The following is a 22,062-nucleotide window of genomic DNA, read 5'->3' on the forward strand; positions in this document are numbered from 1 at the left end:
TTCCTTCGGGATCCGCCGGTCAGCGACCGGAGGTCTGGGGGGACGGCGTGCGGCCCAGGAGGGGCAGCACCTCCTTGCCGTCCAGGAGGGCGGTGAGGGCGAGGAGGATTCCCGCGCCGCCGGTCTTGACGTCCATCGACAGGCGCAGCAGCTGGTTGCCGGGGAACGCGAGGCCGCCCTTGAACGGGACCGCGTACCAGGACAGCCGAGCCAGGTGGAGGTCGATCGCCGCGCGGATCGACGGTGATGGGTCCGGGTCCATGCCCAGTGCGACCGCCAGCCCGCAGCGGCCGTAGAGCAGGCCCGGGTGGATGACGAACTCGCCGCGGCAGGACTCGCGCAGGGCGGGGAGGCTCTCGCAGGCGTCGGCGTCCGGGCGGTGGCGCGCCAGCTGCTCGGCGACCAGGAGGATTCCGGCACTGCCGACGCCGGCGTACGGCAGGGTGCGGGACGCGCCGTCGCGGACCTGCAGTGAGCCGTCGTCGGTCGCGACGCACTCCTCGAGGTCGCGGGTCAGCGCCTGGTCGGCGAACGAGAGCCAGGCGGGCTCGCCGGTGCGCTCGAAGAGCCGGATGAACAGCAGCGCGGGCCCGGTCCAGCCGGACAGCAGGCCGGCGCGGGCGAAGTTGCCGGGCGGCGCCGCCGTCTCCAGCGCCTCGGCCAGCCGGACGGCCGTGGTCAGCGCCTGGCGGCCGAACTCGTTGTCCTGGCGGACCGCCGCGAAGTGCAGCATCGCGAGGCCGATGCCGGCGAGGCCGCTCTCGAGCGCGTGGTCGGTCGTCTGCTCGACCAGGCGCGCGGACGACGACAGCAGCTTCGTGGCCTCGTCGTGGTGGCCGAAGTTCTCCAGGACGTAGGCGATGCCGTAGCTGCCGTCGTAAAAACCCGGGCGGGTCGGCGGGTCGCGGCGGACCGCATCGATCAGCCAGCGCTCGTGCTCGGGGAACCGGCCGGCGCCGGTGACGTCGAGGGCGTGCAGCACGCCCGCGGCGCCGACGCCGAAGCAGGCGCCGCCGACCCGGAACTGCTCGATGTCGCCGGGGAACAGCCGGTCCTGGCGCGCCGGGGTCGCGCTGGCCAGGATCGCCTCGGCGATCTGCTTGCGGACCAGCGGCCAGTCGGGTTTCTCCTGGTCGAGCTCGGTGTGGACCGGGGCGGGCACCGCGGGGGCCAGCACCGCGACCGCGGCGTCGGCGTAGCCCGCGGGGAGCGCGAACCGGCGTTCGACGAACTCCGCGATGCCGGGCAGCTTCGGCGGGGCGAGCTCCGTCAACTGGGAGAGCGGCAGGAACAGCCAGAGCCGCAACGCGGCGAGCGCGTGCTCGTCGATCTCGAAGCCGGTGCGGTCGGCCGGGGCGCGGAAGCCGGGGGCGCCCAGGGCCGGGCGGTCGCCGGATTCGACGTCGAAGGCCATTTCGAAGTCGATCAGGGAGATCCGGTCGTCGTCGTCGATCAGGATGTTCAGCGGGTGCAGGTCGCCGAAGACGACGCCGCGGGCGTGGATGGCCTGGATCGCCTTCTCGACGCCTTCGATGACGTCGAGCGCGCGCCGGGCGTAGTCGGCGAGGTCGGCGTCCGTCGTGCCGCGCCTGGTCAGCGGGTAGTTGCGGGCCAGCCAGTTGCCCAGCGAGGTGCCCGGCAGGTATTCCATGGCCAGGTAGTGGTGCTCCCAGACGGTGAACCGTTCGAAGACCCTCGGCACCCCCGGGACGCCGGCCAGCCGGTCGAGGACGTCGTGCTCGTGGCGGAGCCGTTCGACGGCGTCGATCCGCGCCTTGTCGAGGCCGGCGTGCGGGCGAGCCTCCTTGAGGACGACCGGATCGCCACCCGCCTTGGGGTCGGCTACGTAGACGCCGCCGCCGTTCGAGAAGTGCAGCGAACTCGTCACCCGGTAGTGGAATTGACTCGGGTCGCCGGACTTACGCGCGGCAACGCTGTTCCGCAAACAGGCCGGAATCTTCACCCAGTCGGGCACCGAGAACGTCGGCTCCCGCTTATCCGGTACGAGCCGTCCGTCCGGCTTGCGGATCGCCAGAACGCGGTTGCCGTCGTGTTCGACCCACTGTTCGGCGAATCCGCCGTAACGCACGTAGAGTGGACCGTCGCCGTATCGGAGGTCGCTCAGGATATAGGCCCCGTGCTCGCCTTCGAGCCGTGCCGAGAGGTCTTCGAGAACCCGCTCGAGCTGCCTCTCGTCCACCGGGTAAATCGTCACCAGCTTGGCGCTGCCGTCCCGCGGCGCGTATTTCGAATTCCGGGCGAGCAGGGTCAGCATCGAGCGGAGGTGCTTGTACGAGACGCGGTGCTCGAGGCAGTACTCGTGCACCTGCTCGAGGACCCGGCGAGCATTGTCCAGACCGGCGGAGACGTGGATTTTCCAGCCCTGGCCAGGGAGAACCCGGCCCCGCGGGTGCAGCACGCGCCAGACGCCGCGGTCGGTGACGGCCCAGCCGGCCGGCGCCTGCAGCGCCGAAGCGAATTCGTCGACCGGCGCGCCGATTTCCGGTTGTTCGTCGTAGAACAACGGGTCGGCGAAGCAATATGCTTCGTAGCGCAGGTCCATCCCGGATACCTCTCCGTGCGATCCCCCAGGCCACCGCAGCGCCGGGACGAGGAATATTCCCCCATGCTGAACGGCCCCGCGCCAATCCGCCAACCCGGGGGTTCAACTGGGCTATCCGAGGTAGGCAAAAAGAGCACTTACCAGTCGGTACCGGGACTGAGGGTGATTTTCACCCGGCGGACAACCACTCCGTAGTGGAGTAACACGAAGCTTTTTATCTCATTCCCGCAGGTCCACACAAGAGCCGATCGGAACAACGGCGTCGAATTGGCAGAATGCCATCAAGGCGAGCCGGTGATCAATTGACCCGGTAGCCCCAGGTCACGTGAGCGCAAATTGTCCACAGTGGAGCGTGACGTGGCCCGCGCCACGCCGCGGCACCTCGGCGGGCGGCGCCGCCGGTACCACGGAGTAAGTTGGCGCCCGGCGAGCGGAAGGAGGAACGGGTGATCTTCGGGTTCGCCGTGACGGTCGCCGTGGCCGCCACGCTCGTCGCGCTCTGGAGCTTCGTCCAGTCGGCGCGCAACAAGCTGCCGGACAACCCGCTCCTGATCGCGCTCGCGGTCCTCGAGCTGCTGCTGGTCGCCCAGCTGGTGATCGGCATCGTGCTGCTCGCCGGCGGTGACCGCCCCGGCAGCCTCGCGACCTACCTGGCCTACCTGATCGGCAGCCTGGTCGTGCTGCCGGTCGGCGCCGTCTGGGCGCTGGCCGAGCGGAGCCGCTCGAGCACGGCGGTGCTGGGCATCGCCTGCCTGGCCATCCCGGTGATGGTGCTGCGACTGAACGAGGTGTGGAGTGGAGCAACGGCGTAGGACGGCCACCGGCCCCGGACGCGTGCTCGTCGCCGTGTACGCGATCTTCGCGCTGGCCGCGACGTCGCGGGCCGGCGTCCAGATCGGCACGAAGTTCCACGAAGCGCCGCTCGCCTACCTGCTCTCGGCGTTCGCCGCCGTCGTCTACATCGTCGCGACGATCGCGCTGGCCCGCCGCGGTGACGGCTGGTGGCGCGTGGCCCTCGTGGCCTGCTCGATCGAGCTGCTGGGCGTGCTCACCATCGGCACGCTGAGCCTGGTCGACGCGGCCGCGTTCCGCCACCCGACCGTCTGGTCGGTCTACGGCGAGGGCTACCTGTTCATCCCGCTCGTCCTGCCGGTCATCGGCCTGTACTGGCTGCGCAAGACCGCGCCGGCCGAGGTCGCGGCATAACAGTACGGGAACTGCACGTAGTCCCCGCGGGGAAATAAATACGGATTCCACCGGCGACTTTCGTCGGTTCCGGACATTCCCCTGAAACTCGGACACTCTTGTCGTTCGGTCCCCACCGGCTTTCCCCCCACGCGGCTCTCCCCCGCGTGAAAGGAGTGAGCGTGAAATTCGGCAAGTTCGTCCTGCTGGCCGCGAGCACCGCACTGGCCGTGGTCGGCCTCGGCGGCCCCGCGTCCGCCGAGAGCACCCCGCAGGCCCAGCCGTCGATCATCGGCGGCAGCAACGCCACGAGCGGCCCCTGGGCGGCCCGGCTGTTCGTGAACGGCCAGCAGAACTGCACCGCGACGATCATCGCGCCGCAGTACATCCTCACCGCCAAGCACTGCGTCAGCAGCTCCGGCACGTACACGTTCCGGATCGGCAGCCTGGACCAGACCAGTGGCGGCACGACGGCCACCGGCTCCACCATCACGCGCTACCCGGGCTCCGCCGACCTGGCGATCGTCAAGCTCACGACGTCGGTCAGCGCGACGTACTCGCCGCTGGGCAGCGTCGGTGACGTCGCGGTCGGGCAGAACGTCTCGGTCTACGGCTGGGGCGCTACCAGCCAGTGCGGCTCCGAGATCAACTGCCAGTCGCGGTACCTGAAGGTCGCGACGGTCCGGGTCAACTCGATCGGCTGCAGCGACTACACCGGCGGCGTCGCGGTGTGCGCGAACCGCGTAAACGGCATCACCGCCGGCGGCGACTCGGGCGGCCCGATGTTCGCCTCCGGCCGCCAGGTCGGTGTCGCGTCGACCAGCGACCGGTCGAACAACACCGCGTACACGAACATCACGCGGTACCGCAGCTGGATTTCCCAGGTCGCCGGGGTCTGATTCCCGGGGAAAGGGGCCCGGTCGCGACCGGGCCCCTTTCCCGTGTCAGGAAGTGGAAATGTCGTCGAGCTGTTCGGCGGCCGGCCGGACCGGGTAGAGGTCGCCGCCCGGCTGCACCGGCACCTTCGGCAACGCCGTGCGCGCCGCGCGATCGCCCGCGTCGGCCGCCGCGTGCAGGACGTCCAGCGCCGCGTACGACCGGAAGTCCATTTCCGGGTACGGCCACGCCGGCTGGCCCTGCGTGGCGCCCGGAATCAGGAAGTCGACCGCCTTGAACAGCGTCGCGCCGCTGGGTGCGGTGTAGTGCCACAGGTCGACGCCGACGTGCTTGCCGATCTGGGCGAGCCGCGTCAGCGCGACCAGGTTGAAGTTCGAGTAGTGCCAGCTCCGGGTCCGGCTCGCTTCCTGCGGCTGGTAGCCGTCCGCCTGGATCTGCGGTGCGACCCGCCCGGGTCCGGCGTTCTGCGTGATCGTCTTGGCCAGGTCACGCTGCCCGGTGCCGAGGGCGAGCGCGGCGGCGAGCATGTCGTAGAAGCTGCCGTGGTTGTTCTGGGCCTTGGCCTCGTCGGTGCCGTTCTTGCTGGTGCGGAGCCAGTCGAGGAACTGCGTGTACCAGCCGGTCATGCCGGACTGGTCGCTCTTCGTCCAGCCCGGTGCGCCCGTCGCCAGGATCGCGGTGGCGTCGACGACCTGGGTCAGCGTGTAGGAGAACTCGATGATGCCGATGCCCCGCCCGTCGACCTTGCACGGGATGCCCTGCGCGTAGTTCATGTTCGGGTTCATCTTCGTGGCGCTGTCGAGGAACCACGTGCGCAGGTCGAGTGCCGCGCGCTGGGCGTAGCGCGCGTCCCCGGTGTAGTACCAGGCCAGCGCGAGCCGGTAGATCGCGGCGAACGCGTCGCCGCGGTAGGCGTGGTCGGTGATCTCGTCGACGATCGGGTTGCGCTGGCCGTCCTTCTGCACGAACGGGCAGCCCCACGGGTTTTCGGCGGTCGGCTCGGTGGTCGGCCACCAGTAGGGCGCGAGGCTCAGGTAGTCGTGCTTGTCACCGCTGGGCGGGACCTGCTTCTTCGAAGTCACGCTCCACGGCCCCGCGGTCAGGTCCGTCTTCGCCGCGGCGAGGAGGTTGTTCAACGCCGTGCGGGACGTCTTTTCGCCGACGAGCGCGGCGAACTTCGTCCGGAGCAGCTGGGCGCCGTCGAGGACGGCGGTGTCGGGAGCGCAGATCGGCCCGATGACCGGGACGCTGCAGCTTCGTGGCGAGGCCTCCGCCGGCGCGGCGAAGGACGTGGCGACGAGGCCGAGCGCGGCGAGCGCGGCCACGACGGTGTGGCGGAAAACCATGTCCGCTCCATTCACAAATATGAACATCAGACCTGTGAGTGAATGGAGGGTACGCATGTGAACATCGCGGAGGCAATCCCCCGAAGTCAGGCCGGCTTCACCGCGGCCGCGCGGACGGCGTCCACGATGAACTGGTAGCCGGTGCACCGGCAGAGGTGGCCGGCGAGCGCCTCCCGGACCTCCGCCTCGGACGGGTCCGGGTTGGTCGCGAGCAGCTCGGCGGCCGTCGCCAGCACCCCGGGCGTGCAGAAACCGCACTGCAGCCCGTGGTGCTCGCGGAACGCCTCCTGCAGCGGGTGCAGCTCGCCACCGGTGGCCAGGCCCTCGACCGTCGTGACGTCGGCGCCCTCGGCCTGCACGGCGAGCAGGCAGCACGCCCGCGCGGTCGCGCCGTCGAGGGTGATCGTGCACGCACCGCACACCCCGTGTTCGCAGCCGACGTGCACGCCGGTGAAGCCCAGGTCGTGCCGCAGGAAGTCGGCCAGCGTCCGGCGCGGTTCGCAGTCGGCGCTGCACGGCTGGCCGTTGACCGTCAGGGTGACCTTCATCGGACCGCCTTCGTGAGAGCCCGCCGCCCGAGCACCGCCGCCATTTCACGGCGGTAGGCGGCCGGCGCGTGCAGGTCGGACGGTGGATCGGTGGCGGCCGCGATCTCCTGCGCGGCTTCGGCGAGCACGGCGTCGTCGAGGATTCGGCCGTGCAGCAGTTCCTCGGCCGCGACCGCCCGGATCGGCGTCGGCCCGGCCCCCGCGACGGCGATCCGCGCGCGGGCGCACCGGCCGTCCGCCTGTTCCACCGTGACGAACACCGCGACCAGCGCCAGATCCTTGCTGCGCCGGGAAAGTTCTTCGATCGCGCACTCCGCCCGCCGCACCGGGAACCGGACCGCGGTCAGCAGCTCGCCCGGCGTCAGCACCGTCCTGAATGGACCCTCGAAGAACTCGCGCGCGCCGATCACGCGTTCGCCGCCCGGCCCGCGGACCAGGATTTCCGCGTCGAGGGCGACCGCGACGGCGGGCAGTTCGGCCGCCGGGTCGGCGTGCGCGAGGCTGCCGCCGAGCGTGCCCCGGTTGCGCGTCGCGACGTGGCCGACGTGCCGCAGCGCCTGGGCGAGCAGCGGCACGTCCCGCCGCACGACCTCCGAGGTCTCGACAGCGCGTTGCCTGGTCAGCGCACCGATCTCGACGTGCTCACCGTCGCGGCGGACGTACGCGAGCTCGTCGAGAGCGTTGATGTCGACGAGCAGCGACGGCCGCGCGAGCCGCATGTTCAGCAACGGCACCAGGCTCTGCCCGCCGGCCAGCACCTGCGAGCCGCCGGTGGCGAGTGCGGCGATCGCGTCCGTCACCGATTCCGCCCGGACGTACTCGAACGCGGCGGCCTTCACCGCGCGCCCTGCTTGATCGCGGCCAGCAGCCCGGGTGGCGTGATCGGCAACGCGGTGATCTTGACGTCGTAGTCGCGCAACGCGTCCTCGACCGCGTGCGCGATCGCGGCGCCGCCGCCGATCACCCCGGCCTCGCCCATTCCCTTGAAGCCGCCGGGGATGTGGTCGGCGGGCGTGGTCATGTGCGCGAGGGTGAACGGCGGGATCTCGGTCGCCGAAGGAACCAGGTAATCGCGGAAGGTCCGGGTCAGCAGGTGGCCGCCGTCGTCGAAAGCGAGCTCCTCGTACAGCGCGCCACCGATGGCCTGCGCCGCGCCGCCGTGCAGCTGGCCGTCGACGATCAGCGGGTTGATCACCGTGCCGCAGTCGTGCGCGATGAGGTAGCCGAGCAGGGTCACGACGCCGGTTTCGGGATCGACTTCGGCGAGCACGGCGGTGCAGCCGAACGCCGTGGCGACGTTGACCGGGTCGTAGACCTCGCGCTCTTGCAGCGTCGGCGATTCGTCCTCGGGCAGCCGTCCTTCCAGCCGCCGGTAGGCCGCGTCGCCGACGTCGGCCAGGCCGACGGACCGGTGCGGGACGCCGCCGACGAAGATCCGGCCGTTGTCGACGACGAGGTCGTCCGGCGAGGCTTCGAGGAGGCTCGCGGCGATCCGCAGCACCTTCGCTTTGAGCCGCGTCGCCGCGGTGAGCACGGCGGCGCCACCGACCGCGGCCGCGCGGCTCGCGCCGGTGCCGTACCCGGTGTAGGGACAGGATTCCGTGTCGCCGGAGACGACGGTGACGTGGTCGAGCGGGACGCCGAGCGCGTGGCCGGCGATCTGCGCCAGCGCGGTGTGCAGCCCCTGCCCCATCGCCGACTGTCCGGTGTGGACGGTCACGTGGCCGGTGGCGTCGATCCGCACGACCTCTTCGTCGAACCCGGAGTGCCGCAGCCCGCTGAGGTTCACGATCCGGCTGGGACCGAACGCGGTGATCTCGTTGTGGAACGAGTACCCGATCCCCACGCACGCACCGCGCGCCCTGGCCTCGGCGACGCGTTCCGCCCAGGCCGCTTCCCCGACGGCTTCGAGGCACAGGTCGAGGCAGTCGGCGTAGCGCCCGCTGTCGTAGACGAACACCGGGCTCTGGTACGGAAACGCTTCCGGGGGAACGAAGTTCTTGCGCCGCACCGTGTGCGCGTCGAGGTCGAGGCGCGCGGCGAGCAGCTCGACCATGCGCTCCTGCACGAAGTTCGCCTTCGGCAGGCCCCAGCCGCGGTAGGAGCCGTACGGCGTCCGGTTGGTCATGACGGCGACGACGTCCATTTCGACCGCCGGGATCGCGTACGGGCCGGTGAGGCACGCCGCGGCCGTGAAGCAGGGGCCGAACGCGATCGTGCCGAGTTCGGCGCCGAGCACGCCGTGGACGGTGCCGCGCACGCCGGTGATGGTGCCGTCGGCCTTCGCGGCGTACTCGACGTCGATCTTCTGCTCGCGGGCGTGCACAGTGGCGGCGAAGCTCTCGACGCGGTCCTCGATCAGCTTCACCGGCCGCCCGGTGCGGTGCGAGAGCAGGGCGGCCAGTACTTCGTCGCCGTAGAAGTCGAACTTGGTGCCGAACCCGCCGCCGACGTCCGGTGTCCGCACGCGGATCTTGCCCGCGGGCAGACCGAGGACCTCGGCGAGGAGTTCACGGGCGAGGTTGGGCGCCTGAGTCGCGAGCCAGACGTCGAGCTTCCCGGTGAAGGGATCCCAGTTCGCGACCACGCCCCGCGTCTCCAGCGGCGCGCCCATCTGACGCGCGAACCGGAAGGATTCCGCGAGCACGACGTCGGCCTCGGCGAACGCGGCGGCGACGTCCCCGGTCGCGACGGTCGTGCGTGCGCAGACGTTGTCGGACCAGTCGTCGTAGAGCCGCGGCGCGCCTTCGGCGAGCGCCTCTTCCAGGGTGCTGACGGCCGGCAGTTCCTCGTACTCGACGTCGATGAGCTCGAGCGCGTCCTCGGCGGCGGCCCGATCTCCCGCGGCGACGACGGCGACGCCCTGCCCGGGGTACCGGACGCGATCGACGGCGAGCGGGTAGGCGTCGGTGAGGCGCATGTCGGGGACGTTCCGCCAGATCACCGGCTGCGGAGCTTCGACGGCGGCCTTGACCTCGGCCCCGGTGAGCACGGTCGCCTGCCGCGCGGCGGCGCGGGTGTCGATCCGCGTGATCCGGGCGTGCGGCAGCGGACACCGCAGCACGGCGGCCTCGAGCATCCGCGGCAGCTCGACGTCATCGACGAACTGCCCGCGGCCGGTGAGCAGCCGAAGGTCTTCCGTGCGGCGCACCCGCGCCCCGATCAATCCCGCCACGAGTACTCACGGTGCCACTTCCGACACGGAGCGCGCGTCCTACGGACGGACGATTTTCAGGCGTCGCGGGGCCGGAAGAAGGCGACGAGCTTCGCGGTGGCGAGCTCGTCCCAGGGATCGGTGGTCGCGAGCACGGCGGCGGCCCCGGTGGGGAACTTCGCCTGGACATCGCGGGTTTCCTCACCGTGTCCGGCGAGGTGCAGGGTCAGCTCGCTGACGCCGGGCTCGTGCCCGACGAGGGCGACGGTGGTGATTTCGGGCGGCGTCCGGCTCGCGGCGTTCAGCAGTTCGGGTACGTCGGCGCCGTAGAGGTCTTCGTCGAAGGTCACGGGCGGTGTGGTGGGGAGCTCTCCGGCGATGAGCTGCCACGTTTCGCGCGTGCGGCGGGCGGTGGAGCAGTGGGCGAGTTCGGGGACGTGGCCGGCTTCGACGAGCCAGCGGCCGAGCTTGGGCGCGGCCCGAATCCCGCGCGGCGCCAAGGGGCGTTCGTGGTCGGGGAGATCTTCCGACCAGTCCGACTTGGCGTGACGGACGACGACGAGCCACCGGGTTTCGTCCATCGACCGAGCCTAACGAGCCCGTGGCCACCGGGTGACCACGGGCTCGCGGATCAGGACCCGGCCTGCTGCCTGGTACGGGTCGGCAGTGTCCGCATGATCGCTCAGACCCCGCTGACCTGGCGGATCCAGCTTCGGCCCGCCGCGACGCTGCCGTAGGTGGTGGTGCTGGAGCGGTCGCTGGTCGAGCACACACCGACCTGGACACCGCCATCGAGCATCGGGCCACCCGAGTCGCCGCCGGCGACCGCGCCGTTGGGGGTCGAGGCCTCGATCGCCGGACCGCCGAAGTAGTCGCTGGCACCGGTGTCGGAGATCTGCACCGACGCCTGCTTCAGTACGTTCGACTGGTGGCTTCCCTCGTCGGTGGACTGGGTCGCGCCCCAGCCGTAGACGCGGGCGGTGTCGCCCTCGTTCGCGTCCGACGAGCTGGCCGCGAGCCGGGCGAACGTGCTGCCGCCGTTGGTGTTCAGCTTGATCAGGGCCAGGTCGCCACCCGAGTACAGGTAGGTCGACGCCGCTTTCGCGTGCACGCCACCGGAAGCGCTGTTCGAGCCGACGTAGAGGTCGATGTCGGAGAGGCGCTGCCCGTTGTTGTCGTACATGCAGTGCTTGGCGGTCAGGACCCAGCGCGCGCCGATCAGCGTGCTGGTGCAGAAGAACGTGTAACCGTTGGCGTGGCCGTTGAACCGGGTGATGTAGCCGGGGTTCTGCGCCGTGCTGCCGCCGATGATCGACGGCTGCGCGTCGGGCGAGAGCGGCGTGACGGGGGCGGCCGACGCGGGTGCGGCGGCGAGCGTCGTCAGAACGGCGCAGGAACCGGCGAGCACGGCGGCGGCGCGGACGAACCGGCCGGGGTTTTCACGCATTTCGGGACTCCTTGGGGGACCGGAGGGGACTCACCGAACGTAAGCGGGCACTGCGTTTCCGGTAATCCGCTGGAAGTCCCGAACCGATCAACGGAACAGGACGGTTCCTTCGGCGGGTTGCGCTTTCCGGCGGCGTCCGCTTGATCCACACAGCCGACGTTCGTCGGGTGACACCGGCCCACCGCGGCTGTTAAACCCGAGGGAACGCCCGTCGCCGGCCAGGCGCGATCCGCCGCGACCCGCCGGGCGAACCCTCGGCCGCATCGACGCTTGAGGAAGCTGGATGCCGTTGTTCGCGGTACCCGAGCCAGCCGGGCGGGAGCTGGCGCACGCGCTCGCCACCGGCCCGTTCAGCCGGGCGCTGACGCTGGCCATCGACCACAGCGGGCTCGGACTGGCCCGCCTCAAGGGGCGGCTCGCCGCCGCCGGCGTGCCCGTCAGCACGACGACGTTGAGCTACTGGCGCACCGGCCGCACCCGGCCCGAACGTCCCGAGTCGCTGCGCGCGGTTTCGGTGCTGGAAAGCGTCCTCGGCCTGCCCGCGGACGCGCTGACCGACCTGCTGGCCCGCCCGTTCGACGCGGGACCCGGGGTTTCGGGAGCGGTGGGCTGGGAGCGCCTGTGGGAGCCCCGCGCGCGTGTTCTGTCCGTGCTGCACTCCTTCGACGCGGCGGATGAGACGTCGCTGGTCGTGCTCAGCCTCCACGAAGCCCTGCACGTCGACGCGACCCGCGCGTTGACCCGGCTGCGCGTCCGCGAAGTCGTCCGCGCGGTCACGGAGCCGGTGCAGGCCAAGGTGGTGGTCCTGCGCGGCTGCACGCCGGGCCGCCCACCGCGGCTGGTCTCGACGCGGTATTGCCACGCGGTGCGCACGGAGGTGCAGGCCGAGCCCGGATTCGTGGTCAGCGAGCTGGTACCCCACCGGGCGCTCGCCATCGGCGAGACGGCGATCCTGGAGTACGAGTTCGAGTACTGCGACGGCGTCCCGGACACCAGCTACGACCGCCGCTTCCGCCACCCGGGAACCGAGCACTTGCTCGAGGTCCACTTCGCGCCGGGTGCGGTGCCGGTGACCTGCCACGCGTATCGACTGGATTCTTCCGGCGGTCCGGAGCGGGACGTCACCGAAGTGTCCCCGGTTTCGCCGGCGCACGTGTTCACGGCCGGCGCGCCGCCGGGTATCCGCGGCCTGCGGTGGAGCTGGCCGAGGTGAGAAGTGGGCCGCCTGGGGCTCGAACCCAGAACCTACGGATTAAAAGTCCGCAGCTCTACCAATTGAGCTAACGGCCCGCGCCCTCAGTTTAGCCAGGCCCTGGTGCGCCGCCTGCAGGCCGGGGTGCGGCTGAGGTCCTCCGGAAGGTCAAGACTGGTTCTCGGCCGGTGGGCCGCCCATGATGCGGGGATGCTGGGTTCGCTGCTGATCCTCACCGGGCCGCCCGGGGCCGGGAAGTCGACCGTTGCGCGGCTCGTTGCCGACGGGGCGGCGCAGGACACCGTGCACCTGCACACCGACAGCTTCTACGTGTGGATCCGGACCGGGTTCGTGGCGCCGTACCTGCCCGAGGCCGCTCGGCAGAACGAGGTCGTGCTCGGGGTGATCGCCGAGGCCGCGTGCGGGTACGCGCGGGGTGGCTACGACGTCGTTCTCGACGGTGTCGTCGGGCCGTGGGCGCTGGAGCCGTTCCGCGAGGCTGCGAAGCGCTCCGGTCTGGACCTCTTCTACGTCGTTCTGCGGCCGGACCTGCGAGCCACCCTCGCGCGCGGGACCGCGCGGAGTGCGCCCGAACTCACCGACGTCGAGCCGCTCACCGGGATGCACGCGGCGTTCAGCGGGCTGGGTGAGCTCGAACGGAACGTCATGGACACGACGGACCAGACGATTGAAGAAACCGCCGAAGCGGTGCGGCAACGCGCCCGCTCGGCGGCCTTCAGGTTGTGACGCTCCTCAGTGGACGAGCTTCAGCACTGCACGAACAGGCCGGTGTAGGCCGTGCACTTCTTCGACGCCTTGTCGTTGGCCGCCGCCGGGTCGGCCGGGGTGCTGGCCGCTCGCTGGGCCGTGGCCGTGAACGCGCCCCAGGCGAAGATGCCGCCTTCGGAGCTGAACTTCGCCGTGGCCGAGGCGCCCGGGGCGAGGTTGCCGATCGTGCAGGTCAGGGCCGTGCCGGCGCGGGTGCAGCCGGTCAGGGCGGTGACCGTGCGGCCCGAGCCCGCGTTGGCCGTCACGCGGACGCCGGTCGCGGTCGCCGGGCCGGTGTTCGACACCGTGATCACGTAGTCGACGCGGGCGACCAGGCCGGCGCGGGCGGTCCCGGTCAGCGCGACCTTGACGTCGGCCTCGTTCGGCGCGGCGATCGTGACGACCGGGCCGTCCTCGATGCCGAACGCGTAGTTGTCGCCGGCGAACTGGTGCTGCAGGGTGAACTGCCCGGGGTCGGCGTCCTCCTTCACGCGGAAGGTGAACGTCACGGTCTTGCTCTCGCCCGCACCCAGGTCGCCGACGCCGCCGCGGAAGCTGCTGAGGTACGGCGAGCACGCGATCGCGCCGGTGCAGGAGACCAGGTCCAGCACGTCGACGACCGGCTTCTCCTTGGCGTAGAGCGCCGCCTTCGCGCCGGTGACCGTGAAGTCCGTCGGGTTGTACAGCTGCTCCGTGACCGTGAGCGTGTCACCCGCGTGCACGGTGGTCGCGCTGACGTCGATCGAGCTGGGCGGGGGCGCCGCGGACGCGACGGCGGGGGCCGCGATCAGGGCCGCGGTCGTCAGCGCGGCCAGTACTGCGGTTCTTCGTCCGGTTCGCTGCATCGTCTTGATCTCCTGGTTCCGAACCGAGGGGTGCCGCTCCGACCGTGGGGAACCGGTGTGCGCAGCGGGGGTGACGAAGATCAGATCGGCCGTCCCCGAAATTCGTTACCGGGTTCTCGAAACCGTGTCTGAACTGGGGTTTCCCGCTCGTTGCCCGGTCACCGGACGCCCGGGCGCCCCGAAAATTGTCGGACCCCTGTGGCACGCTCCGCGCATGACCGAACACACCACCCCCGTCGCGGCGCCGGCCCGGTTGACCGGGCCGCGAGAGGACCTGACACCCGTCGCCGACGAGCGGCAGGCCCTCACCGAGACCCTCGACTACTACCGGCGCACTTTCGAGCTGAAGTGCGCCGAGCTGGACCCCGCACAGCTGGCCGAGCGCTCGGTACCACCGTCGACGCTGACCCTGCACGGGCTGCTGCGGCACCTCACCGGCGTCGAACGCTGGTGGTTCCGGATCCAGTTCGCCGGCGAGGACCTCCCGAACCTGTACTACTCCGACGACGACCCGGAGCAGGACTTCACCTCGCTCGACGGCGATGTGGACGAGGCCTTCGCCCTGTGGCACGCCGAGTGCGCGCGGTCGCGGGAGATCGTCGCGGCGAGCTCGATGGACCAGACCGGGATCCGCCGCAGCACGGGCGAACCGTTCGCCCTGCGCTGGCTGATGCTGCGCATGATCGGCGAGTACGCGCGGCACTGCGGCCAGGCCGACCTGGTCCGCGAGCGGATCGACGGCGTGACGGGCGAGTAGCGGCTCAGGCGGCATCCGCGCGACGGCGGAGGCGGAAGAGGAGGTTGACCACGAGCGGAACGACGATCCAGCACGCGTAGGCCCAGTGCGTGAAGAAGGCGACCGGGATCGAGACGGCGAAGGCGGCGGCCATCGTGCCGACCCCGCGGTAGACCTTGCCGAAGAGTTCAGGCGGGGTGTCCGCGCGGTAGTGGTGGTTCAGCTGGATGCGCCGGGCCATGAGGAGGAACAGCGTCAGCGCGACGACCTGGACGAGCGCGTAGAAGACGAAGCGGAATTCGAACCCGCCGTCTTCGGCGATCACCTTCGTGGCGAAGGGCATGACCACCTGCGTCAGCAGCCAGCCGAAGCTGAGCCGGACGAGCCCGCCGTCGAGGGTCTTGACGTGGTCGAACAGCCGGTGGTGGGCGCGCCAGTGGCCGCCGATCACGACGAAACTGATCAGGAAGGAGACGTATTCGGACTGGTGATGGCCGAGTGAACGCAGCAGTTCGGCGCCGGTGGCGCCCTCCGGCAGCGGCAGCTCGAGCGCCAGCAACGTGATCGCGATGGCGACGACGGCGTCCGAAAAGAAGGTCAGCCGCTCGGCGGCGAAGCCCCGGGGTTCGGCGTCGGCGGTGTCCTCGGTGGACGGAGCGCTGGTCATGGCAGGTGAGGGTGCCAGACGCGCACCGCGCGACGGTCGCCGAGGCCGGGCGCGTGCGATGCTGACGTCATGACCGTCGACCCCGACTCCGGACTGCTGTCCCCGGTACGGGCCGGTACGCCGGCCGAAACATCGACCGGCGACGAGGCTTGGCTGCGCGCCCTGCTCGACGCCGAGGCGGCGCTGGCGAGGGCGCAGGCGCGGCTCGGGACGGTACCGCCCGAGGCCGCGGACGCGATCACGGAAGCGGCGGGCAGTGCGCGGATCGACGTCGTCGAGCTGGCGCGGGGGTCGCGGGCGACCGCGAACCCGGTCGTCGGCCTGGTGAAGGCGCTGACCGCGGCGGTCGGCGGGAGCGCGGGCGAGTACGTGCACCGCGGTTCGACGAGCCAGGACATCTTCGACACCGCGATGATGCTGGTCGCCGACCGGACGCTGCGGCCGCTCGCCGCCGACCTCGACGCCACCGCCGAGGCGCTGGCCGAGCTGGCGCGCGCGCACCGGGACACGACCATGGCCGGGCGCACGCTGACCGCGCACGCGGTGCCGACGACGTTCGGGCTCAAGGCCGCGGGCTGGCGGCAGCTGGTGCTGGACGCGGCCGTCCGGATCCGGCGGCTGCTCGACGGCGGGCTGCCGGTCTCACTCGGCGGGGCGGCGGGGACGCTGGCGGCGTACGTGGAGTACGCCCGCCTGGCGGACGAGCGCGGCGTCGGCGATGACTACGCCGAGCGGCTCGTGGCCGCGTTCGCCGAGGAGACCGGGCTGGCCGTGCCGGTGCTGCCGTGGCATTCGCTGCGGACGCCGGTCGCCGACCTCGCCGGTGCGCTCGCGTTCGTCGCCGGTGCGCTGGGGAAGGTGGCCGTCGACGTGGCCACGTTGACGCGGACCGAGCTGGGTGAGGTCGTCGAGCCGGCCGCCGGTGGGCGGGGTGGGTCGTCGGCGATGCCGCACAAGCGGAACCCCGTGCTCGCGACGCTGATCCGGTCGGCCGCGCTGCAGGTTCCGGTGCTGGCCGCCGGGGTCACGCAGTCGATGCTGGCCGAGGACGAACGGTCGGCCGGGGTCTGGCATGCCGAGTGGCAGCTCGTGCGTGAGTGCCTGCGGCTGACCGGTGGGGCCGCGCACACCGCCGTCGAGCTGGCGCGGGGGCTCAGCGCTCAGCCGGCGCGGATGCGGGCGAACGTGGCGTCGACGCACGGGCTGATCGTCTCCGAGCGGCTCTCCGCCGTGCTCGCGCCGCTGCTCGGGAAGGCCAAGGCCAAGGAGCTGCTGGGTGAGGCTTCCCAGCGGGCGGTGCGCGAAGACCGGCCGCTGCGGGAGGTGCTGGACGAGCTGCCCGCCGTCACCGGGGTGCTGACGCCGGCCGCGCTCGACGGGCTGCTCGATCCCGCTGGGTACACCGGGGCCGCGGGGGTACTGGTCGACCGCGCGCTCGGGTCAGGACCCGCAGCTCAGGAGCCGGCGAAAAAACTTTGAACCGGCTCCGGCGGGTGTCCGTGTAGTGGGTATCAGGCCGCACCGAGCGGCGGGAAAACCCAACGGACACAAGGAGAACTTCCATGCTTCGCACGCGCATCGCCGTCTCCGTCGCCGCGGCGGCAGCCGGGCTGGCAGTGCTCACCGCTTGCTCGGGTGCCGAAACTGCTCAGCCGGTCATCGCCCCCGCAGCGGCCGGGGGCACCGGCGGCGGCCAGCTCGCCAACGGCCAGGTCGGCAACGCCGCCCCCGCGTCGAACGAGTCGAAACTCGTCGTCGCGGACGTCGCCAGCGTCGGACAGGTGATCACCGACCAGAACGGGATGACGCTCTACCGGTTCGACAAGGACACGGCGAAGCCGCCGAAGTCCAATTGCGACGGTGACTGCGCCAAGGCTTGGCCGCCGGTGCTGTCGACCGGGGACGTGCAGGTCGAGGGTGTCGACAAGAGCCTCGTCGGCAAGGTGACGCGGTCCGACGGCACCGAGCAGATCACCGTCGGCGGGTGGGCGCTCTACCGCTACGCCAAGGACACCAAGGCCGGGGACGCGACCGGGCAGGGTGTCGGTGGCGCCTGGTACGCCGCGAACGCCAAGGGCGGGAAGGCCGGGCAGGCCGCGGCCGAAGCCGGCGTCGTCAAGCTCAGCGCGAGCAAGATCGACGGGCTCGGGGACGCGATCGTCGACCAGAAGGGGATGACGCTCTACCTCTTCACGAAGGACACCAAGAAGGCCAAGACGTCCGCCTGCAACGGTGACTGCGCCAAGACGTGGCCCGCGGTCCTCTCGAACAACGGCAAGGTCGAACTGCAGGGCATCGACTCGAAGCTGCTCGGCAGCATCAAGCGCGCGGACGGCACCGAGCAGGTCACCATCGGCGGCTGGCCGGTCTACACCTTCGCGAAGGACCTGAAGCCGGGCGACGCGAACGGCATGGGCGTCAACGGCACGTGGTTCGTGATCGAGCCCAACGGCTGCAAGGTCGGGACCACCCCCAGCTCCGCCGCCAACCAGGCTCCGGCTGACAGCGGTGCTGGGAGCAGCAACTCCGGCTCCGGTGGCACCACCTACTGAACCACCACGAACTGCTTAGTGGGCGAGGCCCGGCGGACGCTCTTCACGAGCGGCCTCCGGGCCTCGCTCGTCGTGGTTGCGGCGCAGGAACGACCGGCGGCGCGGCTGGGCGGCGACGTCGTCGGTGCGGTCGCGGTCGATGATCTCGGTGCGCTGCTCGGCGATCGCCGGCTCGCCGGCCGTCTCGTCCTCGGGCAGGAGGATGGTGCGGCGGGCGGGGAGAACCGCGATCAGCAGGCCGAGCGCCGCGACGCCGAGGTGCAGCCACGTGTCGGCGGGGCCCATGTCCATCGGGTTGCCGGCGGTGGCGAAGGGGTTGTTCGAGATGAGGCCGTCGATCATCAGGCCCCACACGAACAGCAGGCCGTAACCGATGAAGAGCAGCCAGCCGAACGTCCGGGCCCGGAACGAGCCGAACGCCAGCAGCAGGCCGACCACGCCGGTCACGACGCGGACCAGGCTCATGAGCGGGTTGGCGGAGAACCGCCAGAACCCCGCGTCGTGGTGGCCGGCGAAATTGCCGAAGCCCGTCCTGGTCAATCCGATGATGCCGACGACGAGGAACGCGATCCCGGCCAGTCCGGCCAGCACCTGCGCCGGCTGCAGGCCGCGAACCCGGATGCGTGCGCCTTTCGCGTTAACCATGACTCCAGTCCTTCCCAGCGGGTGGTGACGATCGTCACCGCCCTCAGGTACCCCGCGAACACGGTGAGCGAAACGACGGTGCTTGCCCGCGGGCCGCCTGCGCGTTCGCGGAATCGGTGCGCGGCGAGAGCTATCCCACAGATTCACCCGTTTCGGCGAACAGCGCGCGGTGCTCCCGGCAATCCGGAGCATGCGCAAGCTGAGCGGGATCTTCCTGGTGGGACTGTGCCTGGGGGCGGTCGGCGCGGTGGTGATCACCGCGCGTCACGACGTCCCGGCGGCGCCCGCGCCACTCGCGGTCGCGGAACCGCTGACAACGATGTCGGATTCGCCGGTGAACACGCCGACGCCGACACCCGGCAAGAGCGCCACGCCCAGCAAGAGCGCCGCGCCCGAGAGCGCGCCGAAGGTGGAGACCGCCGAACTGGACCGGCTGATGCCGAGCGGGACCGCCAGCGCCGTCGTGTTCGACCGGCAGAGCGGCGCGACGACCGCTTCGGTGCGGGCGGAGCGCGGGTACACGTCGGCGTCGCTGGTGAAGCTGCTGATCGCGCTCGCCGTGCTCGACGGGGGCGGGCCCACCGCGTCGGTGCAGAAGATGTTGTCCCGCAGCGACGACGAGCTCGCGAGCCGGTTCTGGTCGGCCTACGGCGGGCCGGCGATCGTGACGCGCTGGGCCACCAAGCTCGGGCTCACCGGGACGCGGCCGCCCGCGGATCCCGGGCGCTGGGGTGACACGCGGATCACCGCGCGGGACGTCGTGCGGATCTACCAGTACCTGCTGGAGCACGCGCCCGGCGCGATCATGGCCGCCCTGCGGGACGCGACCGAGCGGGGGTCGGACGGGTTCCGGCAGTACTTCGGCATCCCGGACGCCGCCGGGGGACGGCCGTGGGCGGTCAAGCAGGGCTGGTCGTGCTGCCGGCCGACGCGGGTGCTGCACACCTCCGGCGTGGTCGGCGACGGGGACCGCTACATCGTGGTCGTGCTCAGCGAGCACCCCGCTTCGGTCGACTACGCGGCCGGCTCGAAGCGGGTGACGGCGATCGTCACCGCGCTCCTCGGCTGAAGCTACTGGTCCGTGTCGGCCAGGGCTCCGTGCGCGCCGGAACGCGGCAACGGCCAGGGCAGGACGCCACCCGTCGTCTCCGCCTGGCGGCCGGCCGGGGCCGGGCCCGCCGTGTGGGCGCCGATCCAGGCCAGCAGGTCCGGGATCTGGGACTTGAAGGTGTTCATGTTGTGGCCCGCGTCCGGGATGCGCCACGACGTGAACTGCAGCGGCGGCCGGGCCGCGGCGCGGATCTGGTCGATCGCGTAGCTCTCGTAGCTCTCCTTCTCGCCCGAAACGGCGAGGATCTGCACCGGCGACGGGTGGAGGCGGACGTTGACCCGGACGTTGTTGGCGTCGTTGATGTCCTGACGGCCGTGGAACAGGTCCTCGGTCTCGGCGTCGATCTGGGCCTTGTCGTAGCCGCTGACGCTGACCGCCTGCCCGTACCACTGCGGGTGGCGGGTCACCAGGTTCATCGCGCAGTAACCGCCGGACGACCAGCCCGCGATGGTCCACGCCTGGCGGTTCGGGGCGACGCCCAGCTTCTGCAGGGCCCAGTCGCGCAGGTCGGCCGTCAGGTACGTGTCGTTCGCCGTGCCGTTGACCTCGTCGACGCATTCGGTGTCGTGGCCGACCTTCGGGACGCCCGTCGGGTCGGGGACGATCACCACCGTCGGCGGCAGCGCCTTGCGCGCGATCGCCGCGTCGAGTTGCTGGGGCATGCCGTAGACGGCGAAGACCTCGGGGCCGGACGGGTAGTTCGGGATCCACTCGATCGCCGGGAACCGGAGTTCCTTGTACGCCGCGTCGAAGTACTGCGGGGGCAGGTAGACCGTGACGTCGCGGGTCAGCTTGGTGCGGCGGCCCGTCACCTTCATGTGGACGACGGTGCCCTTGCCCTCCTTCGCGTGCGCCACCCCCGTGTCGCGCAGCTTCTCGAGGTCCTCGCCGTTCTGCGCCGCCTCGGCGTCGGTGCCCTGGCCGGAGTACACGCCGGTGCCGATCAGCGAGCCGACCGTCGGGAAGAAGCCGCCGATCATGTTGCCCGCCATGCCGGTGGTCAAGACCAGCAGGACGACCGCGAGCAGGATCGTGGCGCTGCGCCACAGGCGCTTGCGCTTCCAGCGGTCCCAGAACCACGGGACCGCGATGATCGCGAGCAGCGTGAGCACGACGACCACAACCATGTTGACCGGCGAATCCAGCCGGATGCTGCTCAAGCTCATGGGTCGGTCCTTCCGGGCGGGCAGTGAATGCGCACCCGGAACCCCCCGGGACTCGCGTATATATCACGTTTGAGCCCACGGACAAGTTGCGGCCCTGTGACTTCTGTCATAGGGCCGCAACGTGCGCCGGACTCAGCGATTTCTCAGTTATTTCCCCAAAGCGCGGGTCAGCACGGTGATGGCCTGCGTGATCGCGGCCTCGGCGGCGTGGGTCTCGCGCAGCGCGTTGACCATCACGAAGTCGTGGATGATCCCCTGGTACCGGACGGCCGTGACGGGCACGCCGGCCTGGCGCAGCTTCGCCGCGTAGGCCTCGCCTTCGTCGCGGAGGACGTCGGCCTCGCCGGTGATCACGAGGGCCGGGGGCAGGCCGGCGAGCTCGTCGAGCGACGCGCGCAGCGGCGACGCGGTGATCTCCGCGCGCTGGGCGGGGTCGGTCGTGTACTGGTCCCAGAACCACTTCATGCCTTCGCGCCCGAGGAAGTAGCCCTCGGCGAACTGCAGGTACGACTCGGTGTCGAAGTTCGCGTCGGTGACCGGGTAGAAGAGCACCTGCTGCTTGAAGGTGACGTCGCCGCGCTGCTTGGCGAGCAGGGTCAGCGCCGCGGTCATGTTGCCGCCGACGGAGTCGCCCGCGATCGCGATGCGCGAAGTGTCCAGCCCGTGCGAAGCACCGTCGGAAGCAACCCACTTCGCCACGGCGTAGCTCTGCTCGATGGCGACCGGGTAGCGCGCCTCCGGCGAACGGTCGTACTCGGGGAACACGACGGCGGCACCGACGCCGGCCGCGAGTTCGCGCACCAGCCGCTCGTGGGTGTGGAAGTCGCCGAACACCCAGCCCGCGCCGTGGATGTAGACGATCACCGGCAGCGGACCTTCGACGCCTTCGGGGCGGACGATCCGGGTCTCGACCTCGCCGGTCGGGCCACCCGGCACCTTGATGACCTCGATCGACGCGGCGGCCATGGCGACGTCGCCGTCCTGGACGCCGTCGACGGCCTTGCGCCCTTCCGCGGGCGGCAGCTGGAACAGGTACGGCGGGGTGTCGGTGGCCTCGGCGAACGCCTGCGCGGCCGGTTCGAGGGCCAAGTTGTGCGGGTTGGCGGTCATGTCGTCCTCCTCGGGGTGAAGCGAGCTGATGCCATGAAGGTAGCTCTCAACTGAGTTGTGCACAACCAAATGACACCCAATGAGATGCAGGGCACTTCAGTTGCCGCGCAGCCTGATGTCGGGGAGCATG

At 71.0% G+C, this 22,062-nt stretch carries 21 protein-coding genes and 1 tRNA gene; 9 read left to right on the forward strand and 13 right to left on the reverse strand.

Going from position 1 to position 22,062, the window contains the following annotated elements; genetic code table 11:
* Positions 1–19: 19 nt before the first annotated feature.
* On the reverse strand, positions 20–2,563 hold the full coding sequence (gene lanKC, locus SD460_RS04185; RefSeq protein ID WP_290050679.1) for a class III lanthionine synthetase LanKC: 2,544 nt from the start codon (positions 2,561–2,563) through the stop codon (positions 20–22).
* Positions 2,564–3,009: 446 nt separating this feature from the next.
* Between lanKC and SD460_RS04190 the strand changes: the two genes are divergently transcribed.
* From SD460_RS04190 to SD460_RS04200, 3 genes are all read left to right on the forward strand, one after another.
* A complete protein-coding gene (locus tag SD460_RS04190; RefSeq protein WP_290050677.1) occupies positions 3,010–3,375 on the forward strand; it encodes a hypothetical protein in 366 nt (121 codons plus the stop codon).
* A gap of 22 nt (positions 3,376–3,397) precedes the next feature.
* On the forward strand, positions 3,398–3,769 hold the full coding sequence (locus SD460_RS04195) for a hypothetical protein (RefSeq protein ID WP_290050714.1): 372 nt from the start codon (positions 3,398–3,400) through the stop codon (positions 3,767–3,769).
* A 161-nt stretch (positions 3,770–3,930) separates the two neighbouring features.
* Positions 3,931–4,647: a S1 family peptidase gene (locus SD460_RS04200; RefSeq protein ID WP_290050675.1), complete on the forward strand. Its 717-nt coding sequence runs from the start codon at positions 3,931–3,933 to the stop codon at positions 4,645–4,647.
* 45 nt (positions 4,648–4,692) lie between these two features.
* Here SD460_RS04200 and SD460_RS04205 read toward each other — a convergent pair whose 3' ends face one another.
* The 6 genes from SD460_RS04205 to SD460_RS04230 all read right to left on the reverse strand — a co-directional run bounded on the left by SD460_RS04205 (position 4,693) and on the right by SD460_RS04230 (position 11,140).
* On the reverse strand, positions 4,693–5,991 hold the full coding sequence (locus SD460_RS04205; RefSeq protein ID WP_290050674.1) for an alginate lyase family protein: 1,299 nt from the start codon (positions 5,989–5,991) through the stop codon (positions 4,693–4,695).
* 86 nt (positions 5,992–6,077) lie between these two features.
* Positions 6,078–6,539 carry a (2Fe-2S)-binding protein gene (locus SD460_RS04210; protein ID WP_290050672.1) on the reverse strand — a complete coding sequence of 154 codons (462 nt, stop codon included), beginning with the start codon at positions 6,537–6,539 and terminating at the stop codon, positions 6,078–6,080.
* The gene (locus SD460_RS04215; RefSeq protein ID WP_290050671.1) at positions 6,536–7,378 is read right to left on the reverse strand and encodes an FAD binding domain-containing protein; all 843 of its coding nucleotides are present in this window, start codon (positions 7,376–7,378) and stop codon (positions 6,536–6,538) included. Before SD460_RS04215 ends, SD460_RS04210 begins: the two co-directional genes overlap by 4 nt.
* On the reverse strand, positions 7,375–9,714 hold the full coding sequence (locus tag SD460_RS04220; protein ID WP_318305931.1) for a xanthine dehydrogenase family protein molybdopterin-binding subunit: 2,340 nt from the start codon (positions 9,712–9,714) through the stop codon (positions 7,375–7,377). Before SD460_RS04220 ends, SD460_RS04215 begins: the two co-directional genes overlap by 4 nt.
* Positions 9,715–9,770: 56 nt before the next feature.
* Positions 9,771–10,274, reverse strand: coding sequence for a SixA phosphatase family protein (locus tag SD460_RS04225; RefSeq protein ID WP_290050665.1), 504 nt, complete (start codon positions 10,272–10,274; stop codon positions 9,771–9,773).
* Positions 10,275–10,375: 101 nt separating this feature from the next.
* On the reverse strand, positions 10,376–11,140 hold the full coding sequence (locus tag SD460_RS04230) for a S1 family peptidase (protein WP_290050663.1): 765 nt from the start codon (positions 11,138–11,140) through the stop codon (positions 10,376–10,378).
* A gap of 283 nt (positions 11,141–11,423) precedes the next feature.
* Between SD460_RS04230 and SD460_RS04235 the strand changes: the two genes are divergently transcribed.
* Complete coding sequence (locus SD460_RS04235) at positions 11,424–12,353, forward strand: hypothetical protein (RefSeq protein WP_290050661.1); 930 nt, start codon at positions 11,424–11,426, stop codon at positions 12,351–12,353.
* 4 nt (positions 12,354–12,357) lie between these two features.
* On the opposite strand, the gene SD460_RS04240 is transcribed toward SD460_RS04235, so the two are convergent.
* A tRNA-Lys gene (locus SD460_RS04240) sits at positions 12,358–12,430 on the reverse strand.
* 112 nt (positions 12,431–12,542) lie between these two features.
* Between SD460_RS04240 and SD460_RS04245 the strand changes: the two genes are divergently transcribed.
* Positions 12,543–13,079, forward strand: a complete 537-nt coding sequence (locus SD460_RS04245; protein ID WP_290050660.1) for an AAA family ATPase — start codon at positions 12,543–12,545, stop codon at positions 13,077–13,079.
* Positions 13,080–13,099: 20 nt separating this feature from the next.
* Here SD460_RS04245 and SD460_RS04250 read toward each other — a convergent pair whose 3' ends face one another.
* Positions 13,100–13,945, reverse strand: coding sequence for a COG1361 family protein (locus SD460_RS04250; RefSeq protein ID WP_290050659.1), 846 nt, complete (start codon positions 13,943–13,945; stop codon positions 13,100–13,102).
* A gap of 214 nt (positions 13,946–14,159) precedes the next feature.
* Between SD460_RS04250 and SD460_RS04255 the strand changes: the two genes are divergently transcribed.
* The gene (locus SD460_RS04255; RefSeq protein ID WP_290050658.1) at positions 14,160–14,702 is read left to right on the forward strand and encodes a DinB family protein; all 543 of its coding nucleotides are present in this window, start codon (positions 14,160–14,162) and stop codon (positions 14,700–14,702) included.
* A gap of 4 nt (positions 14,703–14,706) precedes the next feature.
* Here SD460_RS04255 and SD460_RS04260 read toward each other — a convergent pair whose 3' ends face one another.
* A complete protein-coding gene (locus tag SD460_RS04260) occupies positions 14,707–15,348 on the reverse strand; it encodes a TMEM175 family protein (protein WP_290050657.1) in 642 nt (213 codons plus the stop codon).
* A 69-nt stretch (positions 15,349–15,417) separates the two neighbouring features.
* Between SD460_RS04260 and SD460_RS04265 the strand changes: the two genes are divergently transcribed.
* Complete coding sequence (locus SD460_RS04265; protein WP_318305932.1) at positions 15,418–16,827, forward strand: nitrosuccinate lyase; 1,410 nt, start codon at positions 15,418–15,420, stop codon at positions 16,825–16,827.
* Between the two features lie 83 nt (positions 16,828–16,910).
* Positions 16,911–17,900 carry an SCO0930 family lipoprotein gene (locus SD460_RS04270; RefSeq protein WP_290050654.1) on the forward strand — a complete coding sequence of 330 codons (990 nt, stop codon included), beginning with the start codon at positions 16,911–16,913 and terminating at the stop codon, positions 17,898–17,900.
* 15 nt (positions 17,901–17,915) lie between these two features.
* Here the strand turns inward: SD460_RS04270 and SD460_RS04275 are convergent, their stop codons facing one another.
* Positions 17,916–18,545, reverse strand: a complete 630-nt coding sequence (locus SD460_RS04275) for a DUF4383 domain-containing protein (RefSeq protein WP_290050652.1) — start codon at positions 18,543–18,545, stop codon at positions 17,916–17,918.
* Between the two features lie 190 nt (positions 18,546–18,735).
* On the opposite strand from SD460_RS04275, the gene SD460_RS04280 reads away from it, so the two are divergent.
* Positions 18,736–19,614, forward strand: a complete 879-nt coding sequence (locus SD460_RS04280) for a serine hydrolase (protein ID WP_318305933.1) — start codon at positions 18,736–18,738, stop codon at positions 19,612–19,614.
* A gap of 2 nt (positions 19,615–19,616) precedes the next feature.
* Here SD460_RS04280 and SD460_RS04285 read toward each other — a convergent pair whose 3' ends face one another.
* Together SD460_RS04285 and SD460_RS04290 are read right to left on the reverse strand one after the other, a co-directional pair.
* Positions 19,617–20,822, reverse strand: coding sequence for an alpha/beta hydrolase (locus tag SD460_RS04285; RefSeq protein WP_290050650.1), 1,206 nt, complete (start codon positions 20,820–20,822; stop codon positions 19,617–19,619).
* 147 nt (positions 20,823–20,969) lie between these two features.
* Positions 20,970–21,932, reverse strand: a complete 963-nt coding sequence (locus SD460_RS04290; RefSeq protein WP_290050648.1) for an alpha/beta hydrolase — start codon at positions 21,930–21,932, stop codon at positions 20,970–20,972.
* Between the last annotated feature and the right edge of the window lie 130 nt (positions 21,933–22,062).

It is taken from the genome of Amycolatopsis solani (genome assembly GCF_033441515.1).
Taxonomy (GTDB): Bacteria; Actinomycetota; Actinomycetes; order Mycobacteriales; family Pseudonocardiaceae; genus Amycolatopsis; species Amycolatopsis solani.